Origin of the sequence: Stenotrophomonas maltophilia (genome assembly GCF_900186865.1) — a bacterium.
In the GTDB taxonomy this organism is placed as follows: Bacteria; Pseudomonadota; Gammaproteobacteria; order Xanthomonadales; family Xanthomonadaceae; genus Stenotrophomonas; species Stenotrophomonas maltophilia.
Genome location: NZ_LT906480.1, coordinates 3,322,255 through 3,345,346, shown reverse-complemented (window position 1 = coordinate 3,345,346; position 23,092 = coordinate 3,322,255). Strand labels below are relative to the sequence as shown.

Genomic DNA, 23,092 nt, shown 5'->3' with positions numbered 1-23,092 from the left:
AGCTCAGGCCGCTGGCGGCCAGCAATGCAGGGGTGTTCAAGGGGCAGGGGTCTTCATGCCGGAGTGCGATGGCAATTGTAGCGGTGAATGCCGATGGTAGTGCCGGCCGCTGGCCGGCAGATGCGACCCGGCGCCGCAGATCGTCCCAGGGGTGCCGGCCAGCGGCCGGCACTACCGACGCGCGGATTGCGTAAACTCGCAGGCCTGTTCCCCCACAGCCCAGGCCGATGCAACCGAACACCAAGCTGCCCAAGGTCGGTACCACGATCTTCACCGTGATGTCCCAGCTCGCCGCCGAACACGGCGCAGTCAACCTGGGCCAGGGTTTCCCGGACTTTTCGGCGCCGCAGCGCCTGATCGACGAGACCGCCAGGGCGATGGCCGCCGGGCTGAACCAGTACCCGCCGATGACCGGCGTGGCGCCGCTGCGCCAGGCCATCGCGCAGAAGGCACTGGACTGCTACGGCGCGCAGGTCGATGCGGACAGCGAGATCACCGTCACCAGTGGCGGTACCGAGGCCATCTTCAACGCCATCCACGCCGTGGTGCGTGCCGGCGAGGAAGTGATCGTGCTCGACCCGGCGTATGACTGCTATGAACCGGCGATCGACCTGGCCGGTGCCAAGGCCGTGCATGTGTCGCTGGATCCGCAGACCTTCGCGGTCGACTGGGACCGCGTGCGTGCGGCGATCACCCCGCGCACCCGCATGCTGATCGTCAACACCCCGCACAACCCGTCCGGCGCGGTGCTGTCGGCGCAGGACATGCAGGCACTGGTCGAGCTGCTGCGTGGCACGCAGATCTACCTGATCTCCGATGAGGTGTACGAACACATCATCTACGACGGCCGCCGCCATGAATCGGCGCTGCGCTACCCGGAACTGCGCGAGCGCGCGTTCGTGATCTCCAGCTTCGGCAAGACCTATCACTGCACTGGCTGGAAGATCGGCTATGCGATCGCACCGCCGGCACTGACCGCCGAGTTCCGCAAGGTGCACCAGTACAACACCTTCACCAGCTTCGGCCCGGCGCAGTACGGCTTCGCCGCGATGATCCGCGACGAACCCGAACACCACCTGGAGCTGGGCGCGTTCTACCAGGCCAAGCGCGACCGTTTCCGCGAGCAGCTGGCCGGCACCCGCCTGAAGGCGCTGCCGGTCCCCGGCGGCTACTTCCAGCTGGTCGACTACTCGGCCATCAGCGATCTGCCGGACCATGAGTTCGTCAAGTGGCTGACCATCGAGAAGGGCGTAACCGCGATCCCGCTGTCGCCGTTCTACGAAAACCCGCCGGCCGGCCAGCGCCTGGTGCGCCTGTGCTTTGCCAAGAATGAAGCAACGATGGACGCGGCGATCGAACGCCTGCGCCTGCTCTGAGCGGAGGCGTGAACATGCAGGACCTGCGCATTTCCCTCGTCCAGGGCGACACCCGCTGGCACGATCCGGCCGGCAACCGCGCCTACTACGGCGCGCTGCTGGCACCGCTGGCCGGCACTACCGACCTGGTGATCCTGCCGGAGACCTTCACCAGTGGTTTCTCCAACGACGCCATTGCCCAGGCCGAAGGCATGGACGGCCCGACCGTGGCCTGGGTGCGCGAACAGGCCAGGACCTTGAACGCGGCGGTGATCGGCAGCGTGCAGCTGCGCGACGGCGAGGGCGTCTACAACCGCCTGCTGTTCGCCACGCCCGATGGCGACCTGCAGTACTACGACAAGCGCCACCTGTTCCGTTTCGGCGGCGAGCACGAGCGCTATGCCGCCGGTCGCGACCGCCTGAGCGTGGAATGGAAGGGCTGGCGGATCAATCCGCAGGTCTGTTACGACCTGCGTTTCCCGGTGTTCTGCCGCAACCGCTACAACGTGGAGCGTCCGCAGCAGCTGGATTTCGACCTGCAGATCTTCGTCGCCAACTGGCCGTCGGCACGCGCCTATGCGTGGAAGACCCTGCTGCGTGCACGTGCGATTGAAAACCTGTGCTTCGTGGCGGCGGTGAACCGCGTCGGCGTCGATGGCAACCAGCTGCACTACGCAGGCGACAGCGCGGTGCTGGATTTTCTCGGCCAGCCGCAGGTGGAGATCCGCGAACGCGAACAGGTGGTCACCACCACCATCTCGGCCGAGTCGCTGGCCGCACACCGCGCGCGTTTCCCGGCGATGCTCGATGCCGATGCCTTCCACCTGGACGAACAGGCCTGAGCACCGGCCTGAACACTGCTGCACCAGCGCGTGCGCCTGCATCCAACGTGCACGCGCGCGCTGCTAGATTCGCCGGCAGTCCGACCGAACTGGAAGTCCTGCCATGAACAAGCCCTTCGCCCTGCTGCTTGCCCTGTCTGCCGCATCGCTGGCCCCGGCCGCGCACGCCGCTGGCAACCTCGACTGCGAGCTGCGCTACAACCTCTCTGGCTGGTCGCTGATCTACAAGACTGCATCCGGCAATGGCACGCTCACCTGCAGCAATGGCGCCAGCATGCCGGTGCGCATCCAGATGAAGGGCGGCGGCCTGACCGTGGGCAAGTCGAAGATCACCAACGGACGTGGCAGCTTCACCGGCGCAGTCAGCGTCAACGAGCTGCTGGGTACTTACGCCTCGGTGGGCGCGCATGCCGGTGCGGTGAAGTCCAGCAACGCGCAGGTGATGACCAAGGGCGACATCTCGCTGGCCCTGTCCGGTACCGGCAAGGGCTGGGATCTGGGCGTGGACGGCACCGCGTTCACCCTCAGCCGGCGCTGAGGCGCGACGGCGCGGCAGTTCCCCAGCTGATGCGGATGTAGTGCTGTTCGGAATCGCTCAACAACCGTTCGACACCGAAACCATTCTTCAGCAGCTGTGCGACCACGTCTTCGACGCGCTTGCCATCACCTGGCTGAAGCCGAACACGATGTAGCGGCGGCCATTTTCCGAGCCGATCTGGATGGCGTTGTCGAGGTCGCGGTAGAACAGTTCGATCGGGCGCTTGGCGGCATCGACGTTGGCGCGGGCCTGTTCGGCGGTGATGGTGATCATGAGCATCTGCCTTGTGTGGGAGCGCGCGCACGATAGCCGGGGAATCAAAGCCGTTCCCGGAAGGCCAGCACAGTGCGCTGCTTTTGCAGCAATTCCTAGGCTGCAGCGGGACGCCGCCGTTGCAGCCACAAGGCCAGCAGGCCACACGCGATAACGGTCGGTGCCAGCATCTGCACTGCACCGACCAGCGCCATTGCCGCACCGATCAACAGGTAGTAGAGCAGGCCGAACAGCGCGCCTGCGCTGCCGAGACAGTGTGGATAGCCGCGCAGGGCCTGGCCGAGCACATTGGGAATGGCAAGGCCGAAGCCCGTCACCACCGGCACCATCGCCGCGATCAGGGCAGGGTGATCATGCAGCAGCGCGGCCAGCAGGCCTCCCGTCAGGACCAGTCCTGCGGCGATGCGGATGCGCGTGGTTGCGGCAACGCCTGCACGCAGCAGGCGGCCATTGCCCCACGCGCCCAGTGCCGAGCCCAGTGCCAGCACCGCGCCGCTGGCGCCGAACCAGGTGACTGGCCAGTGCAGGCGCGCAAACACGAAGGGGCCGAGCACATACCAGCTGTACATCGCCACGTTGAAGGCCATCACCAGCAACGCGTGTGACCAGATCCAGCGATCGCGCAGCAGTTCCCGCAGCAGCGGCAGCATGGGCACGTGCGGGATCTGTGCAGGGCGGCTTTCGCGCAGGCCCGTCAGGCATGCGACTGCCAGCAGGGCAGCGATCAGCAGCAGGCCGGACTGTACGCCGACATAGCCATGGGCGGCGACCAGCAGCGTGCCCAGTGCAAGGCCGATGGCCGGGCTCAGGGCCAGGGCCATGCCGATCCAGGAGAACGCCTGCGCCAACGCGGGTCCCTGCAGGCGGTCGCGCAGTACGGTCTGGGTTACCACCGAGGCCGCCGCCGCACCCAGTGCGGCCAGTGCCTGTGCCAGCAGGACCTGGCCGAAGGTACTGGCCAGCAGGCCGCCGCAGGCGGCCAGTGCGAACACGGCCAGGCCGCATAGCAGGGCAGGGCGACGACCGATACGATCGGCCAGGCGCCCCCACAGCAGCACGCCTGCGGCGAAGCCGAACAGGTACAGGCTCATGGCCTGGCTGGCGGCACTCGGCGGCAGGGCGAAGCGTTCGGCCAGATCGGCCAGGGCCGGGCTGTAAAGGGTCTGTGCCAACTGCGGGAACATCAGCAGTGCAATGGCGAGCAACAACAGGCGGCGCGACATGCGGGCGCTCCAGGAACAGGGCCGCGCATTGTGGTCGCGTCCGCAATGGCGCACTCTGTCTATCCTGTCATCGAATGTATGAAATAAGACATGGCCTGGTTGCAGCCGCACGCGCACTTCGACGCCGATGCCTGGAGTGCTCCGGTGCTGGGGATTGCAGCCTCACTGGCGGATCACGACTCGGGTTGGCACCAGCATGCACGCGCGCAGCTGCTGTACACCCGGCAGGGCTGCACGCGCCTGACCTACGGTGATCGCATCAGCCTGCTGCCGCCCGCGCGTGCCGCGTGGATTCCGGGCGGGCTGCGCCATCGCGCGCAGATGCGCCAGGCGGTCGACTACCGTTCGTTGTACTTCGACGCCGCGCTGTCGGCTCAGCTGCCCCGGCAGCCTGCGATCATCGGCGTGGGGCCGCTGCTGCAGGCCTTGCTGGAGCCGATCGCGCAGGCGCCGTTCGACCATGACTGGCAGTCGCCGCGCGCGCACCACCAACTGGCGTTGTGCGTGCTGGAAATCGCTGCTGCACCGGTGGCGCCGATGGACCTGCCTCTGCCTCGTGATCCGCGGATCGCACGGTGCCTCCCGGTGGCCGAACAGCTGCCGCCCGAACTGGGGGAGCTGGCCGCGCGCACGGGCCTGAGCGCGCGTACTGTCGGCCGGTTGATGCAGCGTGATACCGGCATGAGCTACCAGGCCTGGCGCCAGCAATGGCGCCTGATGCGGGCCATGGAGTTGCTGCTGCTGGGCCAACGCGTGGCGCACGTGGCGCAGGACACCGGCTTCTCCGCCGAGAGCCCGTTCATCGCCTTCTTCCGCGGCATGACCGGCACCACACCCGCCGCGTTCCAGCGCCACGCAAAAGGGGACGGAGGGGATTAAGTCGCTCTCGCCCCTTTGACACAGGCCGTGACAAAAACGACTTAATCCCCTCCGTCCCCTTTTCAACGAAAAACCCCGGCCTGCGCCGGGGTTTTTCATTTCAGGCGTGCCGGTGATCAGCCGCCGCGCGGGCCGCTGCGGCGCGGGCCGCCTGGACCGCGGTTGCCGCCGGGGCCACCCGGGCCACGGTTGCCACCCGGACCGCCGGGGCCGCGGTTACCGCCCGGGCCACGGTTGTTGCCACCGCCCGGACCGCGACCGCCCGGACGGGCGCCGTGTGCCGGCTTGGGGCTGCCATACGGGTTGAAGCCCGGCGTGGCGTGGTCGGACGGGAAGCTCGGGGCATTGCCCGGATGACCATACGGGTGCTTGTTGCCCTGGCCCTGCGAGCGGTTGCCGGCACCGGCCGGACGACCCTGGCCGCCTGCGCCGCCACGGCCTTCACCGCCGAAACCGCCACGGCCCTGTCCGCCACCGGCGCCCGGCCCCTTCGGCTTGCCGTACGGACGGCCCTGGCCGCCTGCGCCCGGACCACGGGCACCCGGGCCGCGCGCGCCCGGACCGGCATTGCGATGGCCGCTCGGGCCCGTGCTCACGCCATCCGGCACGTACCAGGTGCGGAACGCGGCCGGGTTGCCTTCCGGCAGCGAACGGTCGTTCTTCTGGGTGCGCTGCTTGAACGGCTTCTGCGACTGCTTGGCTGCTGCTTCACCGCTGACCGTCAGGCCACCCTTGAACCCGCCGCCCTTGCCGCCGCGGCCACGGCCGCGGTCTTCGCGGACGTTGTCGAAGCGACGCAGCTCGCGGCCTTCGTCGGCGGTGTTATGGCCGTTGACGTAGGCATTGCCACGGCCACCTTCGCGCACGCGCACGGTGGTCTTGGCGGCGCGGCGCTGGCCGATCACCGGCTGCAGGGTCAGAGCCGACGGCGCGCCTTCTTCCAGCTTCAGCTGCGCACGCAGGGCTTCAACCTGGGCGGTGCCCAGTTCCACCGAATGGCCACGGGCCAGTTCGCGCGGCAGGCTCACCTTGCCGTAGCGGGTGCGCTTCAGGCGGCTGACCTGGCAGCCCTGTGACTCCCACAGGCGGCGCACTTCGCGGTTGCGGCCTTCCTTCACCACGACGCGGAACCAGTCGTGCGAGTCGGTGCCGCCGATGCGTTCGATCTCGTCGAACTTGGCAGGGCCGTCTTCCAGTGCCACGCCGCGTGCGAGGCGGTCGACGATGGCGTCGGAGGCCTTCTCCTCGCCTTCCGGGGCGCGCACGCGCACCACGTACTCGCGCTCGACCTCGAACGACGGGTGCATCATGGCGTTGGCCAGTTCACCGTCGGTGGTGGCCAGCAGCAGGCCGGTGGTGTTGATGTCCAGGCGGCCGATGGCGATCCAGCGCGCGCCCTTCAGCGGCGGCAGCGATTCGAACACGGTCGGGCGGCCTTCGGGGTCTTCGCGGGTGGTCACTTCGCCTTCCGGCTTGTTGTAGACCAGCACGCGCGACGGTTCGGCCAGGGCGGTGGCGACGAAGCCGCGGCCATCCAGCTCGATCTTGTCGCCGCTCTTGACCGACATGCCGGTCTGCGCGACTTCACCGTTGACCTTGACCAGGCCTTCGGCGATGCGCTGTTCCAGCGCGCGGCGCGAACCCAGGCCGGCCTGGGCCAGCACCTTGTGCAGGCGCTCTTCCAGCTTGAACTGTTCGGAGGTGGCTTCGCGCTTGAGCGAGAGCTTGTTACGGGGGGTGTCACTCATCAGTTTTGCTCCGGCCGACGGTTTCGGGGTCGGCCTCTGGTTCGGAATCGGCTTGGTCAACAGCCACGGTCGTCATCGCGACGGCGTTGTCTTCGCGTTCGTTCAGGGGCACCGCGCGCTCGCCCGGCGCGGAATCGGGGTGCCCATCATCAAGGGGCGAAGGTGCTTGCTCATCGGAAGCCGACGCAGACGCTGCGTCGGCGGAATCGGGGGTGTCGCTGCCGGCCAGGCCGGCGTCATCGTTGGCAGCAGCGCCATCGGCGCCAGCCGAAATGTCCGGACCCTCGGCACTGGCGGCGGCCGGTGCGTCGCGGTCCAGGGCCAGCTGGGGTTCCAGCTCGCCCAGGTCCTTCAGTTCCGACAGCGGCGGCAACTCGTCCAGGCGCTTCAGGCCGAAGTAGTCCAGGAAGCCCTTGGTGGTGCCGAACAGGGCAGGCTTGCCGGGCACGTCGCGGTGGCCGACCACGCGGATCCACTCGCGTTCCTCCAGCGCCTGGATGATGTTGCTGCTGACCGCCACGCCGCGCACCTGCTCGATCTCGCCACGAGTGATCGGCTGCCGGTAGGCGATCAGCGCCAGGGTTTCCAGGGTGGCACGGGTATAGCGGGTCTTGCGTTCGGTCCACAGCCGGCTGATCCAGCCATGCACTTCGCCGGTCACCTGGTAGCGGAAGCCGGAGGCGACCTCGACCAGTTCCACGCCACGGCCTTCGCAGGCTTCGCGCAGGCGCTCAAGCGCACGTTCGATGCTGCCCGGCGGTGCCGGCTCCTCTTCCGGGAACAGGTCTTTCAGCTGGGCCAGGGTGAGCGGCTGGCTGGAGGCCAGCAGGGCACCCTCGACAATGCGGTTGATCAGCGTTTGGTCCATCGGCAGTCAGCGCTCACTCGTTCTCGTTGGCGGCGTCGTTGTCGTCGAACTCGCTGCTGAACTGCAGCGGGGCATTGGTGTTGCCGGCGGCCAGGGACTTCACGTAGATCGGCGCCAGCGGCTCTTCCTGGACGATGTCCAGCAGCTGTTCCTTGGCCAGTTCCAGCACCGCCAGGAACGTGACCAGCACGCCCAGCTTGCCTTCTTCTGCGGTGAACAGCCCTTCAAAACGGTAGAACTTGCCATCTTCAAGCCGGCCCAGCACTTCGCCCATGCGTTGCCGCACGCTCAGCGCCTCGCGCTTGATGGCGTGGCCACTGAACAGCTCGGCGCGCTTGAGCACGTCGTGCAGGGCCAGCAGCATTTCCTTCAGGTCCACCGGCGGCGGCAGCTTCACCGCAGCACGTTCGGGCATGAAGGCGTGTGCCACCGTGGTGTCGCGGTCCTGGCGGGGCAGGGCGTCGATGTCCTCGGCGGCCTGCTTGAAGCGTTCGTACTCCTGCAGGCGGCGCACCAGTTCGGCGCGCGGGTCGGCCTCGTCGCCTTCCTCGCTGACCGGGCGCGGCAGCAGCATGCGCGACTTCACCTCGGCCAGGATCGCGGCCATGACCAGGTACTCGGCGGCCAGCTCGAAGCGCAGCTCGCGCATCACGGTGATGTATTCCACGTACTGCCGGGTGATCTCGGCCACGGGAATGTCCAGTACGTCCAGGTTCTGGCGGCGGATCAGGTACAACAGCAGGTCCAGCGGGCCTTCGAAGGCATCCAGGATGACTTCCAGCGCGTCCGGCGGGATGTACAGGTCCTGCGGAATCTGCAGGACCGGTTGCCCATGCACCACGGCCAGCGGCATTTCCTGCTGCTGGGGGGCGGGCGGCCGGGTTGGCGGGTTCGCGTCGAGCGCGAGTTCGGAAGTCATCTAATGGACATCAGGATTGCATCGGACCAGTCGCGGCAGCGGGTTCACCGGGCCAACGCCACGGCGCCCCACGGCACCAGACACGCCGGGATCGGCGCGATTCCACACATATCAAACAGCAGGACGCGCCGCAGTAAACGGCAGCGACGGAACTACGGGGAGGTCGTCTACGTGGCCCGGCCAGGTGGTCCGGTTCGAAGCAGCGGGACGGTCGTCGGGGGCTGCGTTGGCCACAGACGACGGGCTGCTGCATCCAGCCACGTGCAATGGTGTCTAGGGTAAGCCTTTGTCGCGCCAGTGTCCAGCCGGGCTGGGGCGAGGGCGGCATTGGCTAGAATCTGCGCACCCGACAACGCAAGCGAGGAAATGCCGTGTGGTATGTGATTGAAGGCTATGACGGCCAGGACGTGCTGGCACAGCGACTGCAGGCACGTCCGGAACACCTGGCGCGCCTGCACGCGCTGCGCGACGAAGGCCGCCTGCTGCTGGCCGGACCGTGCCCGGCAGTAGACAGCGAGGACCCGGGCCCGGCCGGCTTCAGTGGTTCGGTGGTGATCGCGCAGTTCGAGTCGCTCGTGCAGGCCCAGGCCTGGGCTGATGCCGACCCTTACGTAGCCGCGGGCGTCTACACCCATGTACAGGTGCGTCCGTTCCGCAAGGTCCTGCCGTGAACGCGGAGCGGATCGAGCGGATGCGTGACGCACTGCAGCAGGCGCTGGCCCCGAGCGTGCTGGAAATCGAAGACGACAGTCATCGTCATGCCGGCCACGCCGGTGCACGCGATGGTCGCGGCCATTTCAACGTGCATGTGGTCAGTGAACGCTTCGCCGGACTGGGTCCACTGGCCCGGCATCGCGCGGTCTATGCCGCGCTGGGCGCGATGATGGAGACCGACATCCACGCGCTGTCCATTCGCGCATTGACCCCGTCAGAACAGGGCTGAGCCCTTGTCCCACACTGTCCTGGCGGGTCCGTCAGCGGGCCCGCCACAGACAGATTTCCATGTCCATTTCAGGACATTCGCCTAACGGACTGTTTACAAGCCCAGATGGAAACGCTTACATTCCGCGCCAATGCTGGTAGGTCCAAGCCGTGGAGGGCGGCTTCGTGAACAAGGCAGCTATCACAATCAAAGACGTCGCTCGCGAAGCCCGGGTCTCCGTGGCCACGGTTTCCCGCGCGCTCAACGGGCATGAAAATGTCGCCGAACCGGTCCGCCAGCTTGTGCTGGAGGTGGCCGCACGGCTGCGTTACACCCCGCACGCCGCCGCCCGCAGCCTCAGCAGCCGTCGCACCAATACGGTGGGCGTGGTACTGCCTGACCTGTACGGCGAATTCTTCTCCGAGCTGATGCGCGGCATCGACAACGTCGCCCGCAACCGCCGCCAGCACCTGCTGGTGTCCAGTTACCACGGTGACCAGGAGCAGCAGGGCGCGGCCCTGCGCGCCATGCGCGGCCGCGTCGACGGCCTGCTGGTGCTCTCGCCCTACGCCGAGAGCCCGGGCTTCCTGACCGACAACCTGCCGCAGTCGTTGCCAACGGTGCTGATCAACACCTATCTGCCCGGGCAGGACCACCCGGTGCTGAGCATCGATGACCATGCCGGTGCGATGGCGATGACCCGCCATCTGCTTGACGCGGGTCACCGCCGTATCGCTTTCATTTCTGGCCCGGACCTCAACTTCGACGCACGCGAGCGCCTGCGTGGCTTCCGTGACGCGTTGGCGGCTTTCGGCAGTGACGCCGAAGGCATCGAGCTGCCCGGTGATTTCGACGAAGCTTCCGGCCATCGCGCCGGTCAGGAGTTGTTGGCAGCCGGAGCGCTGCCTGATGCCGTGTTCGCCGCCAACGACATGATGGCGCTGGGTTGCCTGTATGCGTTCACGCAGGCAGGTGTCCACGTTCCGTCCGACGTCGCCCTGGCCGGTTTCGATGACATTCCACTGGCGCGTTTCGTCCACCCGTCGCTGACCACCATGCAGGTCAGCATCGCCGAACTCGGCGATCGGGCCATGACGCGCCTGATGCAGTTGATGGACGGCACCTCCACGGATGGGACAGGGGACAAGCAGACCCTGGTTCCCCGCTTGATAGTTCGCGATTCCACCACTCCGCCATCCGGCCGTTGAAGCCGGAGGCGTTCCTTCTTTTTTGATTGATCGCAGGGACCGCGCAAGCGGTTACCGCCACCCGGAGATTGAGTTGATGATGCACACCACCTTCCGCACGCCGGCACGCCGGCTGCTGAGCACCGCACTGGTCAGCTGCCTGATGCTGGCTGCTGCTCCGAACGTCATGGCGCAGTCGGCCAATGCCAGCCTGCGCGGCCAGGTTTCCGGCGCGCAGGCCGGCGCCGAGGTGACCGCCACCAACGTGGCCACCGGCACCGTCCGTCGCGGTACCGTCCGTGCTGATGGAAGCTACTCGCTGATGGGCCTGGACCCGGGCACCTATGATGTGGTCGCCAACGGCCAGTCGCAGAAGGTCACCGTCACCGTGGCCTCGACCGCTACCCTGAACTTTGCCGGCGCTGCCAGCAGCACCCCGGGTACAACCGCAGCCACCAACCTGGACACTGTCAACGTCGTCGCGCCGACCCTGCTGCAGGAAGTGCGCACGTCCGAAGTCGGCAAGACCGTCAGCCTGCAGCAGATCCAGACCACCCCGCAGGTCTCGCGCAACTTCCTGGAGTTCGCCGACGCGGTGCCGGGCATGATCTTCACCCGCGACGCCAAGGGCAACACCTCGCTGCGCGGCGGCGCGACCAACGCTGACGGCACCAATGTCTACATCGACGGCGTGGGCCAGAAGAGCTACGTCAAGGGCGGCGGCGTGGCCGGCCAGTCCGGCAGTGCCGGTAACCCGTTCCCGCAGCTGGCCATCGGCGAGTACAAGGTCATCACCGGCAACTACAAGGCCGAGTACGGCCAGGTGTCCAGCGCCGCGATCACCGCCGCGACCAAGTCGGGTACAAACGAGTTCAAGGGCGAGACCTTCTATCGTTACACCAACGACAATATGCGTGCGATGACCCCGGCCGAACGCCAGCCGGGAAAGAGCAAGGAAGAATCGGCGGAGAAGGAATACGGCTTCGCGCTGGGCGGCCCGATCATCAAGGACAAGGCCCACTTCTTCGTGACCTACGAAGCCAAGCGTTTCGATCTGCCAGTGACCATTGCCCCGAATGGCGCGGTCACCAGCGCTGCCTCGCAGCTGCCGGCGGCGGCCGCCGCCGGCCTGGGCCCGGCCAGCCAGCCGTTCAAGCAGGACCTGATCTTCGCCAAGATCGACGTCGAGCCGACCGACAACGACCGCATCGAGTTCACAGTCCAGGATCGTGACGAGAACCAGCAGCAGTTCAGTGACCAGACCTCCAAGGAACATGGCAAGGTCACTGACAACACAGACCGTCGTTTCGCGCTGCGCTGGAATCACAGCGGTGAGCGCTTCTACAACGAGCTGATGGTCACCCACGAGAAGTCGTTCAACAACCCGCTGCCGCTGACTCTGGGCAACGGCTACGTGTACACCGCGCCGGACGGCCGTGACATCGACGGCAACACTCCGCAGGAACGCACCATTGTGGAAATCGGTGGTGCCAGCGCCTTCGCCTCGCAGGTGAAGGGCCAGAAGGGCTGGTCGATCGAAGACAACCTGACCCTGGACGGCTTGGAGTGGGCTGGCGACCACACCATCAAGATGGGCGCCAAGTACAAGAAGATCAATCTGTACGCCTCCGACGCGCAGCAGATCAACCCGCAGTTCTACTACACCGTGGGCAACCCGGAATTCGGCATTGATACGCCGTACAAGGCGCAATTCACCAAGCCGATTACTGGGGTCAGTGGCGTGTTGCCGGAAGTACGCTCGAAGACCACGCAGATCGGCTTGTTCATTCAGGACGACTGGCAGGTCAACGACCACCTGCAGTTGAACCTGGGCCTGCGTTGGGACTACGAGAAGAACCCGACCTACCTGGACTTCGTGACTCCGCCGGAAGTGGTCAGCGCGCTCAATGCGCAGGATCCGCATGGCCCGGCCGGGCAGAGCTACGCGCAGACGCTCGCGTTGAGCGGCCTGAACATCAACGACTACATCAGTAACGGCCACAACCGCAAGGCATTCAAGGATGCCTGGCAGCCGCGGCTGGGCTTCTCGTATGACATCAATGCCGACGAGCAGCATGTGATCCATGGTGGCGCCGGTCGTTCCTACGACCGTGATCTTTTCGATTACCTGGCGTTGGAAACCACCAAGCTGGCCCTGCCGCAGCCGACCGTGTACTTCCGCGACCCGCGCAGCGGAGCCTGCCTGTACGGGCAGAACCCGTGCTTCGACTGGAACCCGAACCTGCTTAATGGCATCGGCAACGTGCAGGCCCTGCTGGGCAGTACCAGCAACGAAGGCCTGGAAGTGGACCTGCTCAACAACAACTTGAAGGTGCCCTACGCGGACCAGTTCAGTCTGGGCATGAGCAACCAGATCGGGGAGTGGCTGACCGACGCCACCATCTCGCGCACGCTGACCTATGATGGCTTCGCCTACACTTTGGGCAATCGCTTCCGCAACGGCAACTTCTTCGACAACCAGATGCTGTGTGGTGCCGAAAAGCCAACCTACGGCCAACCGTGGGGTTGCAACATCCCCGGCTTCGGCAGCCTGATCATTGGCCAGCAGGGCATCAAGACCCGCGCTACCCAGATCCTGCTGTCGGCGCAGAAGCCGTACACCAAGGAAAGCGGCTGGGGTACCTCGATTGCCTATACCTGGACCACTGCGCGCCACAACCGCAACATTGACGAGCACTACTCGTTCGATCGCGGCACCATCGGCGAATACCCATACATCAAGTCCAACGGCGCGCCGCGCCACCGTCTGGTGGTCACGGGCTCCTACGATGGCTTCTGGGGCATCACCTTCGGTGGCAAGCTGACCTTGGCCACCCCGGTGGCGGGCAACGACTGGTCCTGCGTGGCACAGGCCGGCAACCCGAACTGCCTGCCGACCCCGGCCGCCGGCTACCCGGGGGGCAATGGCCGCTTCCTGCTCGGCGGCAAGATCTTCGGCTACCGGTCGCTTGACCTGCAGGCGACCAAGACCTTCAAGCTGGCCGGCGATACCGAGTTGTATGCGCGTATCGACATCATCAACGTGCTCAACTTTGACAACTTCTCCAACCTGAACTACGTGAAGAGCGACGGCAAGCTGCTGGTGAGCTACAACGAGACCGGCGACATCGTCGGTACGCCGCGCCAGGTCAAGGCCGAAGTGGGCTTCCGCTTCTAAGCCCGGATGGATGCATGACCCCGATGCCGCCGCTCCGCCGGCGGCATCGGGCGCGTGAAAACGGCAATGGCCGGCCCTGCGCCGGTCCATTGCCCATGCCGCTGCCGGTCAGGGGGCATCGGCATGGGCAATGATCGCGGTGTCAAACCACGTTTTTCGTGGTTTTTTAAGAACGCACCTTGTAAACGATTTCAGATCATTGGACGGTATGCTTTCCCATCGATCAGACCACCGGAGAAATCGCGCCATGCAGGCACGTCATCTGTTGTCCGCCGCAGCGTTGAGCCTGGCCGTGGCCGCCTGCCAGCCGGCCCAGCAGGAGCCTGCCAAGCCGCGGCCGCCGGTGATCCTGATCGAGGCCGATGCACCGCCGCGGCCGATGAAACCTGAGCTGCCGCCGCTGTTCGATGACATCGAGCGCCGCACCTTCCAGTTCTTCTGGGATACCACCAACGAGATCAATGGCCTGACCCCGGACCGCTATCCGTCGCGGCCGTTCGCCAGCATCGCCTCGGTCGGCTTCGCACTGACCGCGTATCCGATCGGCATCGAGAACGGCTGGGTCAGCCGCAACCAGGCGATCGACCGCACCCTGACTACCCTGAAATTCTTCCGCGATGTGCCGATGGGCCCGCAGCGTACCGGCAAGGCGGGTTACAAGGGCTTCTATTACCACTTCCTGGACATGCAGGAAGGCCGTCGCTACGACAGCTGGGTCGAACTGTCCTCGGTGGATACCGCGCTGCTGATGATGGGGGTGCTGTTCGCGCAGTCGTACTACGACGGTGACGATCCGCGTGAGAAGGAAATCCGCCAGATCGCCGACACGTTGTACAAGAAGGTCGACTGGCCCTGGCTGCAGCAGCGTGCGCCGCTGATCTCGATGGGCTGGTTCCCCGAGAGCGGTTTCATCGACCACGACTGGATGGGCTACAACGAGGCGATGATGGTCTACATCCTTGCCCTGGGTTCGCCGACGCACCCGGTCAGCCCGGATGCGTGGACGGTGTGGACGCGCACCTATGACAACGACTGGGGGGTCTACCAGGGCCAGGAATACCTGTCCTTCGGCCCGCTGTTCGGCCACCAGTACAGCCACGTCTGGATCGACTTCCGCGACATCCAGGACGCCTACATGCGCGAGCGCGGCAGCACCTACTTCCTCAACAGCCGCTCGGCCGCACTGGCCCAGCGTGAGTACGCCATCGCCAACCCGATGCAGTGGAAGGATTACGGTGAGAACGTCTGGGGCCTGACCGCCAGCGATGGCCCGCAGAACACCACGCAGGAATATCGTGGCGAGCAGCGCCAGTTCCGCCATTACTCTTCGCGCGGCGCTGGCCTGCGCGAGAACTTCGATGACGGCACCATCGCTCCGACCGCCGCGATCGCGTCGGTGGTGTTCGCGCCGGAACAGGTGATCCCGGCCACGCTGGAGATGCACAAGCGCTACGGCGATTACATCTATTCCAGCTACGGCTTCCTGGATTCGTTCAATCCCAGCTTCAACTACGACATCCCGATCAAGACCGGCCGCGTGGTGCCGGATCGTGGCTGGGTCGCCAGCGACTACATCGCCATCGACCAGGGGCCGATCCTGACCATGATCGCCAACTATCGCAATGATTTCGTCTGGGAAGTGATGAAGAAGAACCCGTACATCCGCAAGGGCCTGGAGCGGGCGGGGTTCAGTGGTGGCTGGCTGGCGCCGGAAGGTTCGTTCCAGCCGCTGGAACTGCAGAAAGACGAAAAGGCCGCGGCGGCACGCGCGGTGGGTATCGCCGAATCACGCGCGGCTGCCGCGCAGGAACAGAAGAACAATGCCAACCGCAACACAGGCCAGGGCAAGTAACCCGATGCCGAACTGGATCGACCGTCTGCGCCGCTGGACACTGCCAGCCCTGGCCGCACTGGCCGTGGCCGGCTGCGCCCGCACCGAACCGGACACGACCACTGTGCGCTTCTGGGCAATGGGCCGGGAAGCCGAGGTGGTCAGCGAACTGATCCATGAGTTCGAAGCCGAGAACCCGGGCATCAACGTGGACGTGCAGAACATCCCGTGGACCGCTGCGCACGAAAAGCTGCTGACCGCGTTCGCCGCCGACGGCCTGCCGGACGTGTGCCAGCTCGGCAACACCTGGGTGCCGGAGTTCGCCGAGCTCGATGCGCTGACCCCGTTGCAGCCGTTCGTCGATCGCTCTGCCGTGGTCGATGAGAAGGATTATTTCCAGGGCATCTGGGACACCAACGTGATCCACGGCAAGCTGGTCGGCGTGCCGTGGTATGTCGATACGCGCCTGATCTACTACCGCAAGGACCTGCTGGCCAAGGCCGGCTACGACCACCCGCCGCGCACGTGGCAGGAGTGGGATGAGCAGATGGCAGCGATCAAGCGCATGCAGGGCCCGAACCGCTATGCGGTGCTGATGCCGATCAACGAGTTCGAGCAGCAGCTGTCGCTGGCACTGCAGCAGCCCGATCCGCTGCTGCGCGATGATGACACCCGCGGCAACTTCAGCAGCCCCGGCTTCCGCCGCACGCTGGCGTTCTACGCCAACATGTTCGAGCAGGGCTGGGCGCCGAAGATGTCCGAGACGCAGATCTCAAACGTCTGGGATGAGTTCTTCCGCGGCTTCAACGTCTTCTACATTTCCGGCCCATGGAACATCCGCGAGTTCAAGAAGCTGCAGCCGAAGGAACTGGAAGGGCAGTGGGGCACCGCAGCGCTGCCGGGGCCGGAAGGTCCGGGCGCGGGCATCGCCGGTGGCACCAGCCTGGTGATCTTCCGCAAGTCGCAGCAGAAGGAGGCGTCGTGGAAGCTGATCGAGTTCCTGTCGCGCCCGCAGATCCAGGCACGTTTCCATTCGATCATCGGCGACCTGCCGCCACGCCGCAGCACGTGGAGTGCGCCGTCGCTGGCCAACGATCCGCTGGCCGCAGCGTTCCGTGACCAGCTGGAGCGGGTCAAGCCGACGCCGAAGGTGCTCGAATGGGAGCGCATCGTGCAGGAAATGCGCATCGTCACCGAGAAGGTGGTGCGCGGTGGCCTGCCGCAGGGCAAGGCCGTCGAAGAACTCGACCAGCGCGTGGACAAGGTGCTGGCAAAGCGCCGCTGGATGCATGAACAACAACGCCTGCAGCAGCGCGTTCCGTCGCCGCAATCGAGCAGTGCCGTGGCCGCCGGGAGCGCGCAATGAAACGTACTTCGCTTGCCGGCTGGATTTTCGCCGGACCCTCGCTGATCGTGCTGGGCGTGTTCTTCGGCCTGCCGGTGGCTTCGGCGCTGGCGCTGAGCGTGACCGACTTCGACCTGTATGCCCTGGCTGACAGCAGCAACCTGCGCTTTGTCGGCCTTGGCAACTACATCGATCTGCTGCAGACACCGATGTTCTGGAAGTCGCTGTGGAATACCACTTACTTCGTGTTGATCGGTGTGCCCTTGTCGATCGGCGTGTCGCTGGGCGCGGCAATGCTGCTGAATGCGCCGGCCGCACGCTTCAAGGCGTTGTTCCGCACCGCGCTGTTCGCGCCGGTGGTGACCACGCTGGTGGCGGTGGCGGTGATCTGGCGCTACCTGTTCCATACCAGCTACGGCCTGGTGAACTACGGCCTGGGCCATCTGGGCATCAGCCCGATCGACTGGCTGGGCGATCCCAACTGGGCGATGCCGACCATCATGCTGTTCGCGGTGTGGAAGAACTTCGGCTACAACATGGTGATCTTCCTGGCCGGCCTGCAGGCGATCCCGCATGACCTGTACGAGGCCGCGCGCATCGACGGTGCCTCGCGCTGGAAGCAGTTCCTGCACATCACCCTGCCGATGCTCGGCCCGGTGCTGCTGGTGGTCGGCGTGATTACCGTGTCCGGCTACTTCCAGCTGTTCGCCGAACCCTACGTGATGACCCGCGGCGACCCACTGCAGAGCACCGTCAGCGTGCTGTATTTCATGTTCGAGGAAGGCTTCAAGTGGTGGAACCTGGGACGCGCCTCCGCCGTGGCGTTCCTGCTGTTCCTGATCATCCTGGCGGTGACCACCGTGATGCTGCGTTTCGGCCGCAAGAGGCAGTTGGTATGAGTCGTGAAATCGGCCAGTCGCGCTGGTACCCGTGGTTGATCAATGGTGCGTTGCTGGTGCTGGCCCTGGTCAGCCTGGCACCGCTGTTGTGGATGCTCTCGGTCTCGTTCATGCCGCAGGGCGAGGCCAGCCATTTCCCGCCGCCGCTGCTGCCTTCCAGCATCACCACGCACAACTACCATGAGCTGTTCGCGCGCACTGGCATGGGTGGCAACTTCGCCAACAGCCTGCTGGTGTCGCTCGGCATCACGGTCGGTTCGCTGCTGCTCAACACCATGGCCGGCTACGCCTTCGCCAAGCTCAACTTCGTCGGCCGCGAGCGCCTGTTCCAGGTACTGATGGCGGCGCTGGTGATTCCGGCGCAGGTGGCGATGCTGCCGCTGTTCCTGCTGATGAAGCAGCTGGGCCTGGTCAACAGCTTCGGTGGCGTGATCGTGCCAGCGCTGGCCAGCGTGTTCGGCATCTTCCTGGTACGCCAGTACGCGCGTTCCATCCCGGACGAACTGCTGGAAGCGGCGCGCATCGACGGGGCAGGGGAGCTGCGCATCTTCTTCCAGATCGTGCTGCCGATGCTCAAGCCGGTGCTGGTGACCTTGGCGATCTTCACCTTCATGGGCGCATGGAACGATTTCATGTGGCCATTGATCGTGCTGACCGACCAGGAGCACTACACTTTGCCGGTGGCACTGGCCACCCTCTCGCGCGAGCACATCATGGACGTGGAAATGATGATGGCTGGCGCGGTGGTCACCGTGGTCCCGGTGCTGGCGCTGTTCCTGGTGCTGCAGCGGTACTACATCCAAGGTCTGTTGCTGGGGAGCGTCAAGGGATGAAGCGAGCGATCGCCGTTGGACTGGGCCTGTTGTGGACTTCCCTGGCGATCGCCGCACCTCCGGCGCTGCCGGCACCGAAGGTGCTGGACGACTTCGACGACATCGCAGCCTGGACGCTGGTGCTGTCCGACCAGGTCAGCGGTTCGCTGCGCCCGGTCAGTGGTGCCGGTGGTGGCCGCGCGCTGTGCCTGGACTATGACTTCCACGATGTCTCCGGCTACGTCGGCATCCGCCGCGCGCTGAACATCGAATACCCGGTCAATTACCGCTTCGGATTCCAGCTGCGTGGCGAATCGCCGGGCAACGACCTGCAGTTCAAGTTGATCGATGCCAGCGGCGACAACGTCTGGTGGGTCAACCGGCCCGGCTACAGCTTCCCCAAGGCGTGGACGCCGGTCGAGTACCGCCGCCGCCAGATCGACAAGGCGTGGGGTCCGTCGCCCGAGAAGGAGATGGCACGAAGCGCCGCCGTCGAGTTCACGATCTACAGCAAGGTCGGTGGCCGCGGCACGGTGTGCTTCGACAAGCTGACCCTGCAGGGCCTGCCGCCGCAGGATGATTCGGCGTTGGTGCCATCAGTGATTGCCGATACGGCCACCGCGCTGCAGGACCGCATGATCGACGGCAAGAGCGACACGTTCTGGATCAGCGGTGGCGTCAAGCAGCAGACCATCAGCCTGGACCTGCACAAGAGCCGCGAGATCGGCGGTGTAGTGATCGATTGGCTGCCGAACCTGGAAGCCAATCGCTACACCGTGCGGACGTCCGAGGATGGCCGGGACTGGCGCACTGTGCGCGAGGTGACCGGCGGTGCGGGGGGGCGCGATTGGCTGGCGCTGCCGGATACCGACGCGCGCTACGTGCGTTTCGATCTGCGCGATGGCCCGAACTGGCGCTATGGCATCCGTGACATCGCACTCAAGCCGCTGGCCTTCGCCGCCACGCCCAATGCCTTCTTGTCCTCGGTGGCCGCCGATCTGCCGCGCGGCTCGTTGCCGCGTGCCTATGTGGGCGAACAGCCGTACTGGACCCTGCTCGGCCTCGATGGTGGCCAGGAGCAGGCGCTGATCAGCGAGGATGGCGCGCTGGAGCCGGCCAAGGGCAGCTTCAGCATCGAGCCGTTCATTCGCCTGGATGGCAAGCTGCTGGACTGGTCGAAGGTCGCCATCACCCAGTCGCTGCAGGATCACTACCTGCCGATCGCCACCGTCGACTGGGTGCATGAGAAGGCCGGGCTTTCGGTGACCAGTTTCGTGCAGGGCACGCCCGAGCGCGCGCAGCTGATCGGCCGCTACCGGCTGAGCAATCCGGACAAGGTCGCCCACGAGTACACCCTGGCGTTGGCAATCCGTCCGTGGCAGGTCAACCCGCCCACCCAGTTCCTCAACACCGTCGGTGGCTTCAGCCGCATCGATGCACTGGATGTGGGCGAACAGCTGGTTCGGGTCAACGGTGAGCCGCGCATCTATCCGCTGCAGGCGCCGGATGCGCGCTTTGCCAGTACGTTCGATGGCAAGCTCGATGCGATGCATCTGGAAAGCGGCAAGTACCCGGCCACGACCGCAGTGAAGGACAGCACCGGCATGGCGTCGGGTGCGCTGATGTACACGATCAAGCTCGAGCCCGGCCAGAGCCGCGAAGTGGCGGTGGTGCTGCCGCAGACCGGTGGCTGGGCGCCGCAGGCGCTGGACGTGGCCAAGGCGCAGGCGCAGGTGGCCGATCAATGGCGGCAGAAGCTGGGCGTGGTCTCGCTGCAGGTGCCGGCTGCGGGCCAGGCACTGGTCGATACCCTGCGCACGGCCGTCGCGCACATGCTGATCTCGCGGGTTGGCCCACGCCTTCAGCCGGGCACGCGCTCGTACGCGCGCAGCTGGATCCGCGATGGCGCGATGATTTCCGAGGGCCTGCTGCGCATGGGGCGCAGCGATGCCGTGCGTGACTACATCAACTGGTATGCGCCGTACCAGTTCGAGAACGGCAAGGTGCCGTGCTGCGTCGACGCGCGCGGCAGCGACCCGGTACCGGAGAACGACAGCCATGGCGAACTGATCTACAGCATTGCCGAGTATGGACGCTACACCGGCGACAGCACGTTCACCGAGCTGATGTGGCCGCACGTGCAGGGCGCCTACAACTACATGGAGCAGCTGCGCGCCAGCGAGCGCACCGAGGAGAACCGCGCACGCAATCCTGCCTTCTACGGGATGATGCCGGCCTCGATCAGCCACGAAGGCTATTCGGCCAAGCCGATGCATTCGTACTGGGATAATTTCTGGGCGTTGCGCGGCTACAAGGACGCGGCATCGCTGGCGGCCCAGCTGGGCAAGGTCGAGGCGATGCAGATCGCCGGATCGCGTGACCAGTTCCGTGATGACCTGCAGGCCTCGCTGCTGTCGGCGATGCAGCAGCACGACATCGACTACCTGCCGGGCTCGGCCGAGCTGGGCGATTTCGATGCGACCTCGACCACCATCGCGCTGGCGCCGGGCGGCGAGCAGGGCCGACTGCCGCAGCAGGCACTGGAGGCGACCTTCGAGCGCTACTGGAAGGAGTTCGTGGCCCGCCGTGACGGCAAGCGTGAGTGGAAGGACTACACCCCGTACGAGTGGCGCAACGTGGCGGCGTTCGTACGCCTGGGCTGGCGTGACCGTGCCTGGCAGGCCACCGAGTTCTTCTTCAGGGACCGTGCGCCGCAGGCCTGGAACCAGTGGGCCGAGGTGGTCTCGCGCACGCCGCGCAAGCCGTTCTTCGTCGGTGACCTGCCGCACGCCTGGGTAGCCTCGGACTTCGTGCGCTCGGCCTTGGACATGTTCGCGTACAGCCGTGACATGGACGATGCGCTGGTGCTGGCCGCCGGCATTCCGAGCGCCTGGCTGCAAGGCGAGGGCATCGCCGTGCAGGGCCTGCGCACGCCGCAGGGCCAGCTCAACTACCGCCTGCAGCGCAGCGACAAGCAGCTGGTGCTGGAGGTGCAGCCGGGCCTGGTGCCACCGCTCGGTGGCGTGGTGTTGCCGTGGCCGTACGCCGGTGATCCGGGCGAGGCGACCATCAACGGCGAAGCGGCCGAATGGGTCAACAAGGAACTGCACGTGCACCAGCTGCCGGCGCGGGTCGAGATCGATGTACCGATCGCGGTGCGCCGCGCCGAGCGCAAGGGGCAGTAACGATGAAGCAGCAGGGGGCAAGAGTGCGCACGATCGTGCGCGCCCTGGGGCTGGCCATTGCATTGGCACTGCCGGGCGCCGCGATGGCGGCCGATCCAGCCGCCGGGGCAGCGGCTGATGTCGCCACCGCGCCAGGCATGAGCATGGTCACCTTCAATCTGCATCATGACCGCGAGGACTGGCCACGCCGGCGCCGCACCATCCTGGCCGAACTCAAGCGCCTGCAGCCGGATGCGGTTGCCCTGCAGGAGGTGATCCAACGCCGCAACGTGCGAAACCAGGCGCAATGGCTGGCCAGCCAACTTGGCTACAAGTACGTGTTCGTGTCCACCGATGCGGTCGGCGCGCCCAAGCGCTACGGCAATGCGCTTCTGACCCGGCGGCCGATCCTTTCCCAGGGGGATCATCTGCTGCAGCCCTTGGACGACTACCGCACCGTGGCCCACCTGCGCATCGACGTCGATGGCACGCCGGTAAACGTCTACGCCACGCATCTGAACGAGCGCAGTGATGAGAGCGGACAACGCATCCGTCGCAGCCAGGTCGAGGACCTGCTGCGCTTCATCAGCGCGACGTCGGCGGGCGCGCCGGTGGTGATCGCAGGTGACTTCAATGCACTGGTGGATGCCGGCGATCTGAGCGAGCTGCGCAGCCACTACGGCGACAGTTACGGCAGCGTGCACGTCAACACCGATCTGTCCGGGGTCAGTACGCTCAACCGCCACTATTACCAGGCGCCGTCGCGGATCGACCACATCTTCTTCCAGCAGGACGAGATGGTCGCGCGCGAGGCGAAGATCCTGTTCGACCAGCCCGACGACAGCGGTCGCTGGGCCTCGGACCACTACGGCGTGTGGACCCGCCTGCAGTTCGCGCCGAAACCCTGACGGGACACGCTTGGGTAGGTGCCAACCTTGGTTGGCACGGGCGTGTCCGCGTGCACTCGATCAACGGCGCCAACCAAGGTTGGCCTCTACCAGTGCGCTGTGCGTGCATCAGGTGGGTGCCAACCTTGGTTGGCACGGTTCGGCCCGAAGCACAAACAAAAACGGCGGGGATCATTGATCCCCGCCGGTTCGTTTTCACGC

The 23,092-nt window shown here is 65.9% G+C and carries 19 protein-coding genes; 14 read left to right on the top strand and 5 right to left on the bottom strand.

Going from position 1 to position 23,092, the window contains the following annotated elements; genetic code table 11:
- The first annotated feature begins 227 nt into the window (after nucleotides 1–227).
- The 3 genes from CKW06_RS15920 to CKW06_RS15910 all read left to right on the top strand — a co-directional run bounded on the left by CKW06_RS15920 (nucleotide 228) and on the right by CKW06_RS15910 (nucleotide 2,735).
- Nucleotides 228–1,376, top strand: coding sequence for a pyridoxal phosphate-dependent aminotransferase (locus CKW06_RS15920; protein WP_024956622.1), 1,149 nt, complete (start codon nucleotides 228–230; stop codon nucleotides 1,374–1,376).
- A 14-nt stretch (nucleotides 1,377–1,390) separates the two neighbouring features.
- Nucleotides 1,391–2,197: an amidohydrolase gene (locus CKW06_RS15915; RefSeq protein WP_024956623.1), complete on the top strand. Its 807-nt coding sequence runs from the start codon at nucleotides 1,391–1,393 to the stop codon at nucleotides 2,195–2,197.
- Nucleotides 2,198–2,300: 103 nt separating this feature from the next.
- On the top strand, nucleotides 2,301–2,735 hold the full coding sequence (locus tag CKW06_RS15910; protein ID WP_024956624.1) for a hypothetical protein: 435 nt from the start codon (nucleotides 2,301–2,303) through the stop codon (nucleotides 2,733–2,735).
- A gap of 87 nt (nucleotides 2,736–2,822) precedes the next feature.
- On the opposite strand, the gene CKW06_RS23995 is transcribed toward CKW06_RS15910, so the two are convergent.
- Nucleotides 2,823–3,008, bottom strand: a complete 186-nt coding sequence (locus CKW06_RS23995; protein ID WP_231910792.1) for a hypothetical protein — start codon at nucleotides 3,006–3,008, stop codon at nucleotides 2,823–2,825.
- 95 nt (nucleotides 3,009–3,103) lie between these two features.
- On the bottom strand, nucleotides 3,104–4,231 hold the full coding sequence (locus CKW06_RS15900) for an MFS transporter (protein WP_024956625.1): 1,128 nt from the start codon (nucleotides 4,229–4,231) through the stop codon (nucleotides 3,104–3,106).
- A gap of 90 nt (nucleotides 4,232–4,321) precedes the next feature.
- On the opposite strand from CKW06_RS15900, the gene CKW06_RS15895 reads away from it, so the two are divergent.
- Entirely contained in the window at nucleotides 4,322–5,110 is a 789-nt protein-coding gene (locus CKW06_RS15895; protein WP_024956626.1) for an AraC family transcriptional regulator, read from the top strand.
- Nucleotides 5,111–5,226: 116 nt separating this feature from the next.
- Here the strand turns inward: CKW06_RS15895 and CKW06_RS15890 are convergent, their stop codons facing one another.
- The 3 genes from CKW06_RS15890 to CKW06_RS15880 are packed head-to-tail and all read right to left on the bottom strand — an operon-like array spanning nucleotide 5,227 to nucleotide 8,645.
- Complete coding sequence (locus CKW06_RS15890) at nucleotides 5,227–6,858, bottom strand: pseudouridine synthase (RefSeq protein WP_024956627.1); 1,632 nt, start codon at nucleotides 6,856–6,858, stop codon at nucleotides 5,227–5,229.
- Nucleotides 6,851–7,726: an SMC-Scp complex subunit ScpB gene (gene scpB, locus CKW06_RS15885; RefSeq protein ID WP_005410331.1), complete on the bottom strand. Its 876-nt coding sequence runs from the start codon at nucleotides 7,724–7,726 to the stop codon at nucleotides 6,851–6,853. The genes CKW06_RS15890 and scpB overlap by 8 nt, the downstream gene beginning before the upstream one ends.
- 13 nt (nucleotides 7,727–7,739) lie before the next feature.
- Nucleotides 7,740–8,645, bottom strand: coding sequence for a segregation and condensation protein A (locus CKW06_RS15880; protein WP_005410330.1), 906 nt, complete (start codon nucleotides 8,643–8,645; stop codon nucleotides 7,740–7,742).
- A gap of 371 nt (nucleotides 8,646–9,016) precedes the next feature.
- Here CKW06_RS15880 and CKW06_RS15875 point away from each other — a divergent pair, with 371 nt between their 5' ends.
- From CKW06_RS15875 to CKW06_RS15830, 10 genes are all read left to right on the top strand, one after another.
- Nucleotides 9,017–9,316, top strand: a complete 300-nt coding sequence (locus tag CKW06_RS15875) for a YciI family protein (protein ID WP_005410329.1) — start codon at nucleotides 9,017–9,019, stop codon at nucleotides 9,314–9,316.
- Nucleotides 9,317–9,336: 20 nt separating this feature from the next.
- On the top strand, nucleotides 9,337–9,588 hold the full coding sequence (locus tag CKW06_RS15870; RefSeq protein ID WP_032963317.1) for a BolA family protein: 252 nt from the start codon (nucleotides 9,337–9,339) through the stop codon (nucleotides 9,586–9,588).
- Nucleotides 9,589–9,737: 149 nt separating this feature from the next.
- On the top strand, nucleotides 9,738–10,775 hold the full coding sequence (locus CKW06_RS15865; RefSeq protein WP_012480808.1) for a LacI family DNA-binding transcriptional regulator: 1,038 nt from the start codon (nucleotides 9,738–9,740) through the stop codon (nucleotides 10,773–10,775).
- Between the two features lie 76 nt (nucleotides 10,776–10,851).
- On the top strand, nucleotides 10,852–13,932 hold the full coding sequence (locus tag CKW06_RS15860; protein ID WP_024956628.1) for a TonB-dependent receptor: 3,081 nt from the start codon (nucleotides 10,852–10,854) through the stop codon (nucleotides 13,930–13,932).
- A gap of 247 nt (nucleotides 13,933–14,179) precedes the next feature.
- Nucleotides 14,180–15,784, top strand: a complete 1,605-nt coding sequence (locus CKW06_RS15855; protein ID WP_024956629.1) for a glucoamylase family protein — start codon at nucleotides 14,180–14,182, stop codon at nucleotides 15,782–15,784.
- 4 nt (nucleotides 15,785–15,788) lie between these two features.
- On the top strand, nucleotides 15,789–17,129 hold the full coding sequence (locus tag CKW06_RS15850; RefSeq protein ID WP_024956630.1) for a sugar ABC transporter substrate-binding protein: 1,341 nt from the start codon (nucleotides 15,789–15,791) through the stop codon (nucleotides 17,127–17,129).
- A complete protein-coding gene (locus CKW06_RS15845) occupies nucleotides 17,126–18,007 on the top strand; it encodes a carbohydrate ABC transporter permease (RefSeq protein ID WP_005410323.1) in 882 nt (293 codons plus the stop codon). Before CKW06_RS15850 ends, CKW06_RS15845 begins: the two co-directional genes overlap by 4 nt.
- Nucleotides 18,004–18,840 (top strand): carbohydrate ABC transporter permease, encoded by an 837-nt coding sequence (locus CKW06_RS15840; protein ID WP_005410322.1) that lies wholly within the window; start codon nucleotides 18,004–18,006, stop codon nucleotides 18,838–18,840. The genes CKW06_RS15845 and CKW06_RS15840 overlap by 4 nt, the downstream gene beginning before the upstream one ends.
- Nucleotides 18,837–22,004, top strand: a complete 3,168-nt coding sequence (locus CKW06_RS15835; protein ID WP_024956631.1) for a discoidin domain-containing protein — start codon at nucleotides 18,837–18,839, stop codon at nucleotides 22,002–22,004. Before CKW06_RS15840 ends, CKW06_RS15835 begins: the two co-directional genes overlap by 4 nt.
- 2 nt (nucleotides 22,005–22,006) lie before the next feature.
- Nucleotides 22,007–22,891 (top strand): endonuclease/exonuclease/phosphatase family protein, encoded by an 885-nt coding sequence (locus CKW06_RS15830; protein WP_024956632.1) that lies wholly within the window; start codon nucleotides 22,007–22,009, stop codon nucleotides 22,889–22,891.
- Nucleotides 22,892–23,092 lie beyond the last annotated feature (201 nt).

Bases quoted from the DNA above. Each gene is read 5' to 3' on its own strand.
- CKW06_RS15900 (WP_024956625.1), bottom strand. From the start codon at position 4,231: ATGTCGCGCCGCCTGTTGTTGCTCGCCATTGCACTGCTGATGTTCCCG.
- CKW06_RS15830 (WP_024956632.1), top strand. From the start codon at position 22,007: ATGAAGCAGCAGGGGGCAAGAGTGCGCACGATCGTGCGCGCCCTGGGG.
- CKW06_RS15835 (WP_024956631.1), top strand. From the start codon at position 18,837: ATGAAGCGAGCGATCGCCGTTGGACTGGGCCTGTTGTGGACTTCCCTG.
- CKW06_RS15870 (WP_032963317.1), top strand. From the start codon at position 9,337: ATGCGTGACGCACTGCAGCAGGCGCTGGCCCCGAGCGTGCTGGAAATC.
- CKW06_RS15840 (WP_005410322.1), top strand. From the start codon at position 18,004: ATGAGTCGTGAAATCGGCCAGTCGCGCTGGTACCCGTGGTTGATCAAT.
- scpB (WP_005410331.1), bottom strand. From the start codon at position 7,726: ATGGACCAAACGCTGATCAACCGCATTGTCGAGGGTGCCCTGCTGGCC.
- CKW06_RS15910 (WP_024956624.1), top strand. From the start codon at position 2,301: ATGAACAAGCCCTTCGCCCTGCTGCTTGCCCTGTCTGCCGCATCGCTG.
- CKW06_RS23995 (WP_231910792.1), bottom strand. From the start codon at position 3,008: ATGATCACCATCACCGCCGAACAGGCCCGCGCCAACGTCGATGCCGCC.
- CKW06_RS15895 (WP_024956626.1), top strand. From the start codon at position 4,322: ATGGCCTGGTTGCAGCCGCACGCGCACTTCGACGCCGATGCCTGGAGT.
- CKW06_RS15845 (WP_005410323.1), top strand. From the start codon at position 17,126: ATGAAACGTACTTCGCTTGCCGGCTGGATTTTCGCCGGACCCTCGCTG.
- CKW06_RS15920 (WP_024956622.1), top strand. From the start codon at position 228: ATGCAACCGAACACCAAGCTGCCCAAGGTCGGTACCACGATCTTCACC.
- CKW06_RS15850 (WP_024956630.1), top strand. From the start codon at position 15,789: ATGCCGAACTGGATCGACCGTCTGCGCCGCTGGACACTGCCAGCCCTG.
- CKW06_RS15855 (WP_024956629.1), top strand. From the start codon at position 14,180: ATGCAGGCACGTCATCTGTTGTCCGCCGCAGCGTTGAGCCTGGCCGTG.
- CKW06_RS15915 (WP_024956623.1), top strand. From the start codon at position 1,391: ATGCAGGACCTGCGCATTTCCCTCGTCCAGGGCGACACCCGCTGGCAC.
- CKW06_RS15860 (WP_024956628.1), top strand. From the start codon at position 10,852: ATGATGCACACCACCTTCCGCACGCCGGCACGCCGGCTGCTGAGCACC.
- CKW06_RS15890 (WP_024956627.1), bottom strand. From the start codon at position 6,858: ATGAGTGACACCCCCCGTAACAAGCTCTCGCTCAAGCGCGAAGCCACC.
- CKW06_RS15880 (WP_005410330.1), bottom strand. From the start codon at position 8,645: ATGACTTCCGAACTCGCGCTCGACGCGAACCCGCCAACCCGGCCGCCC.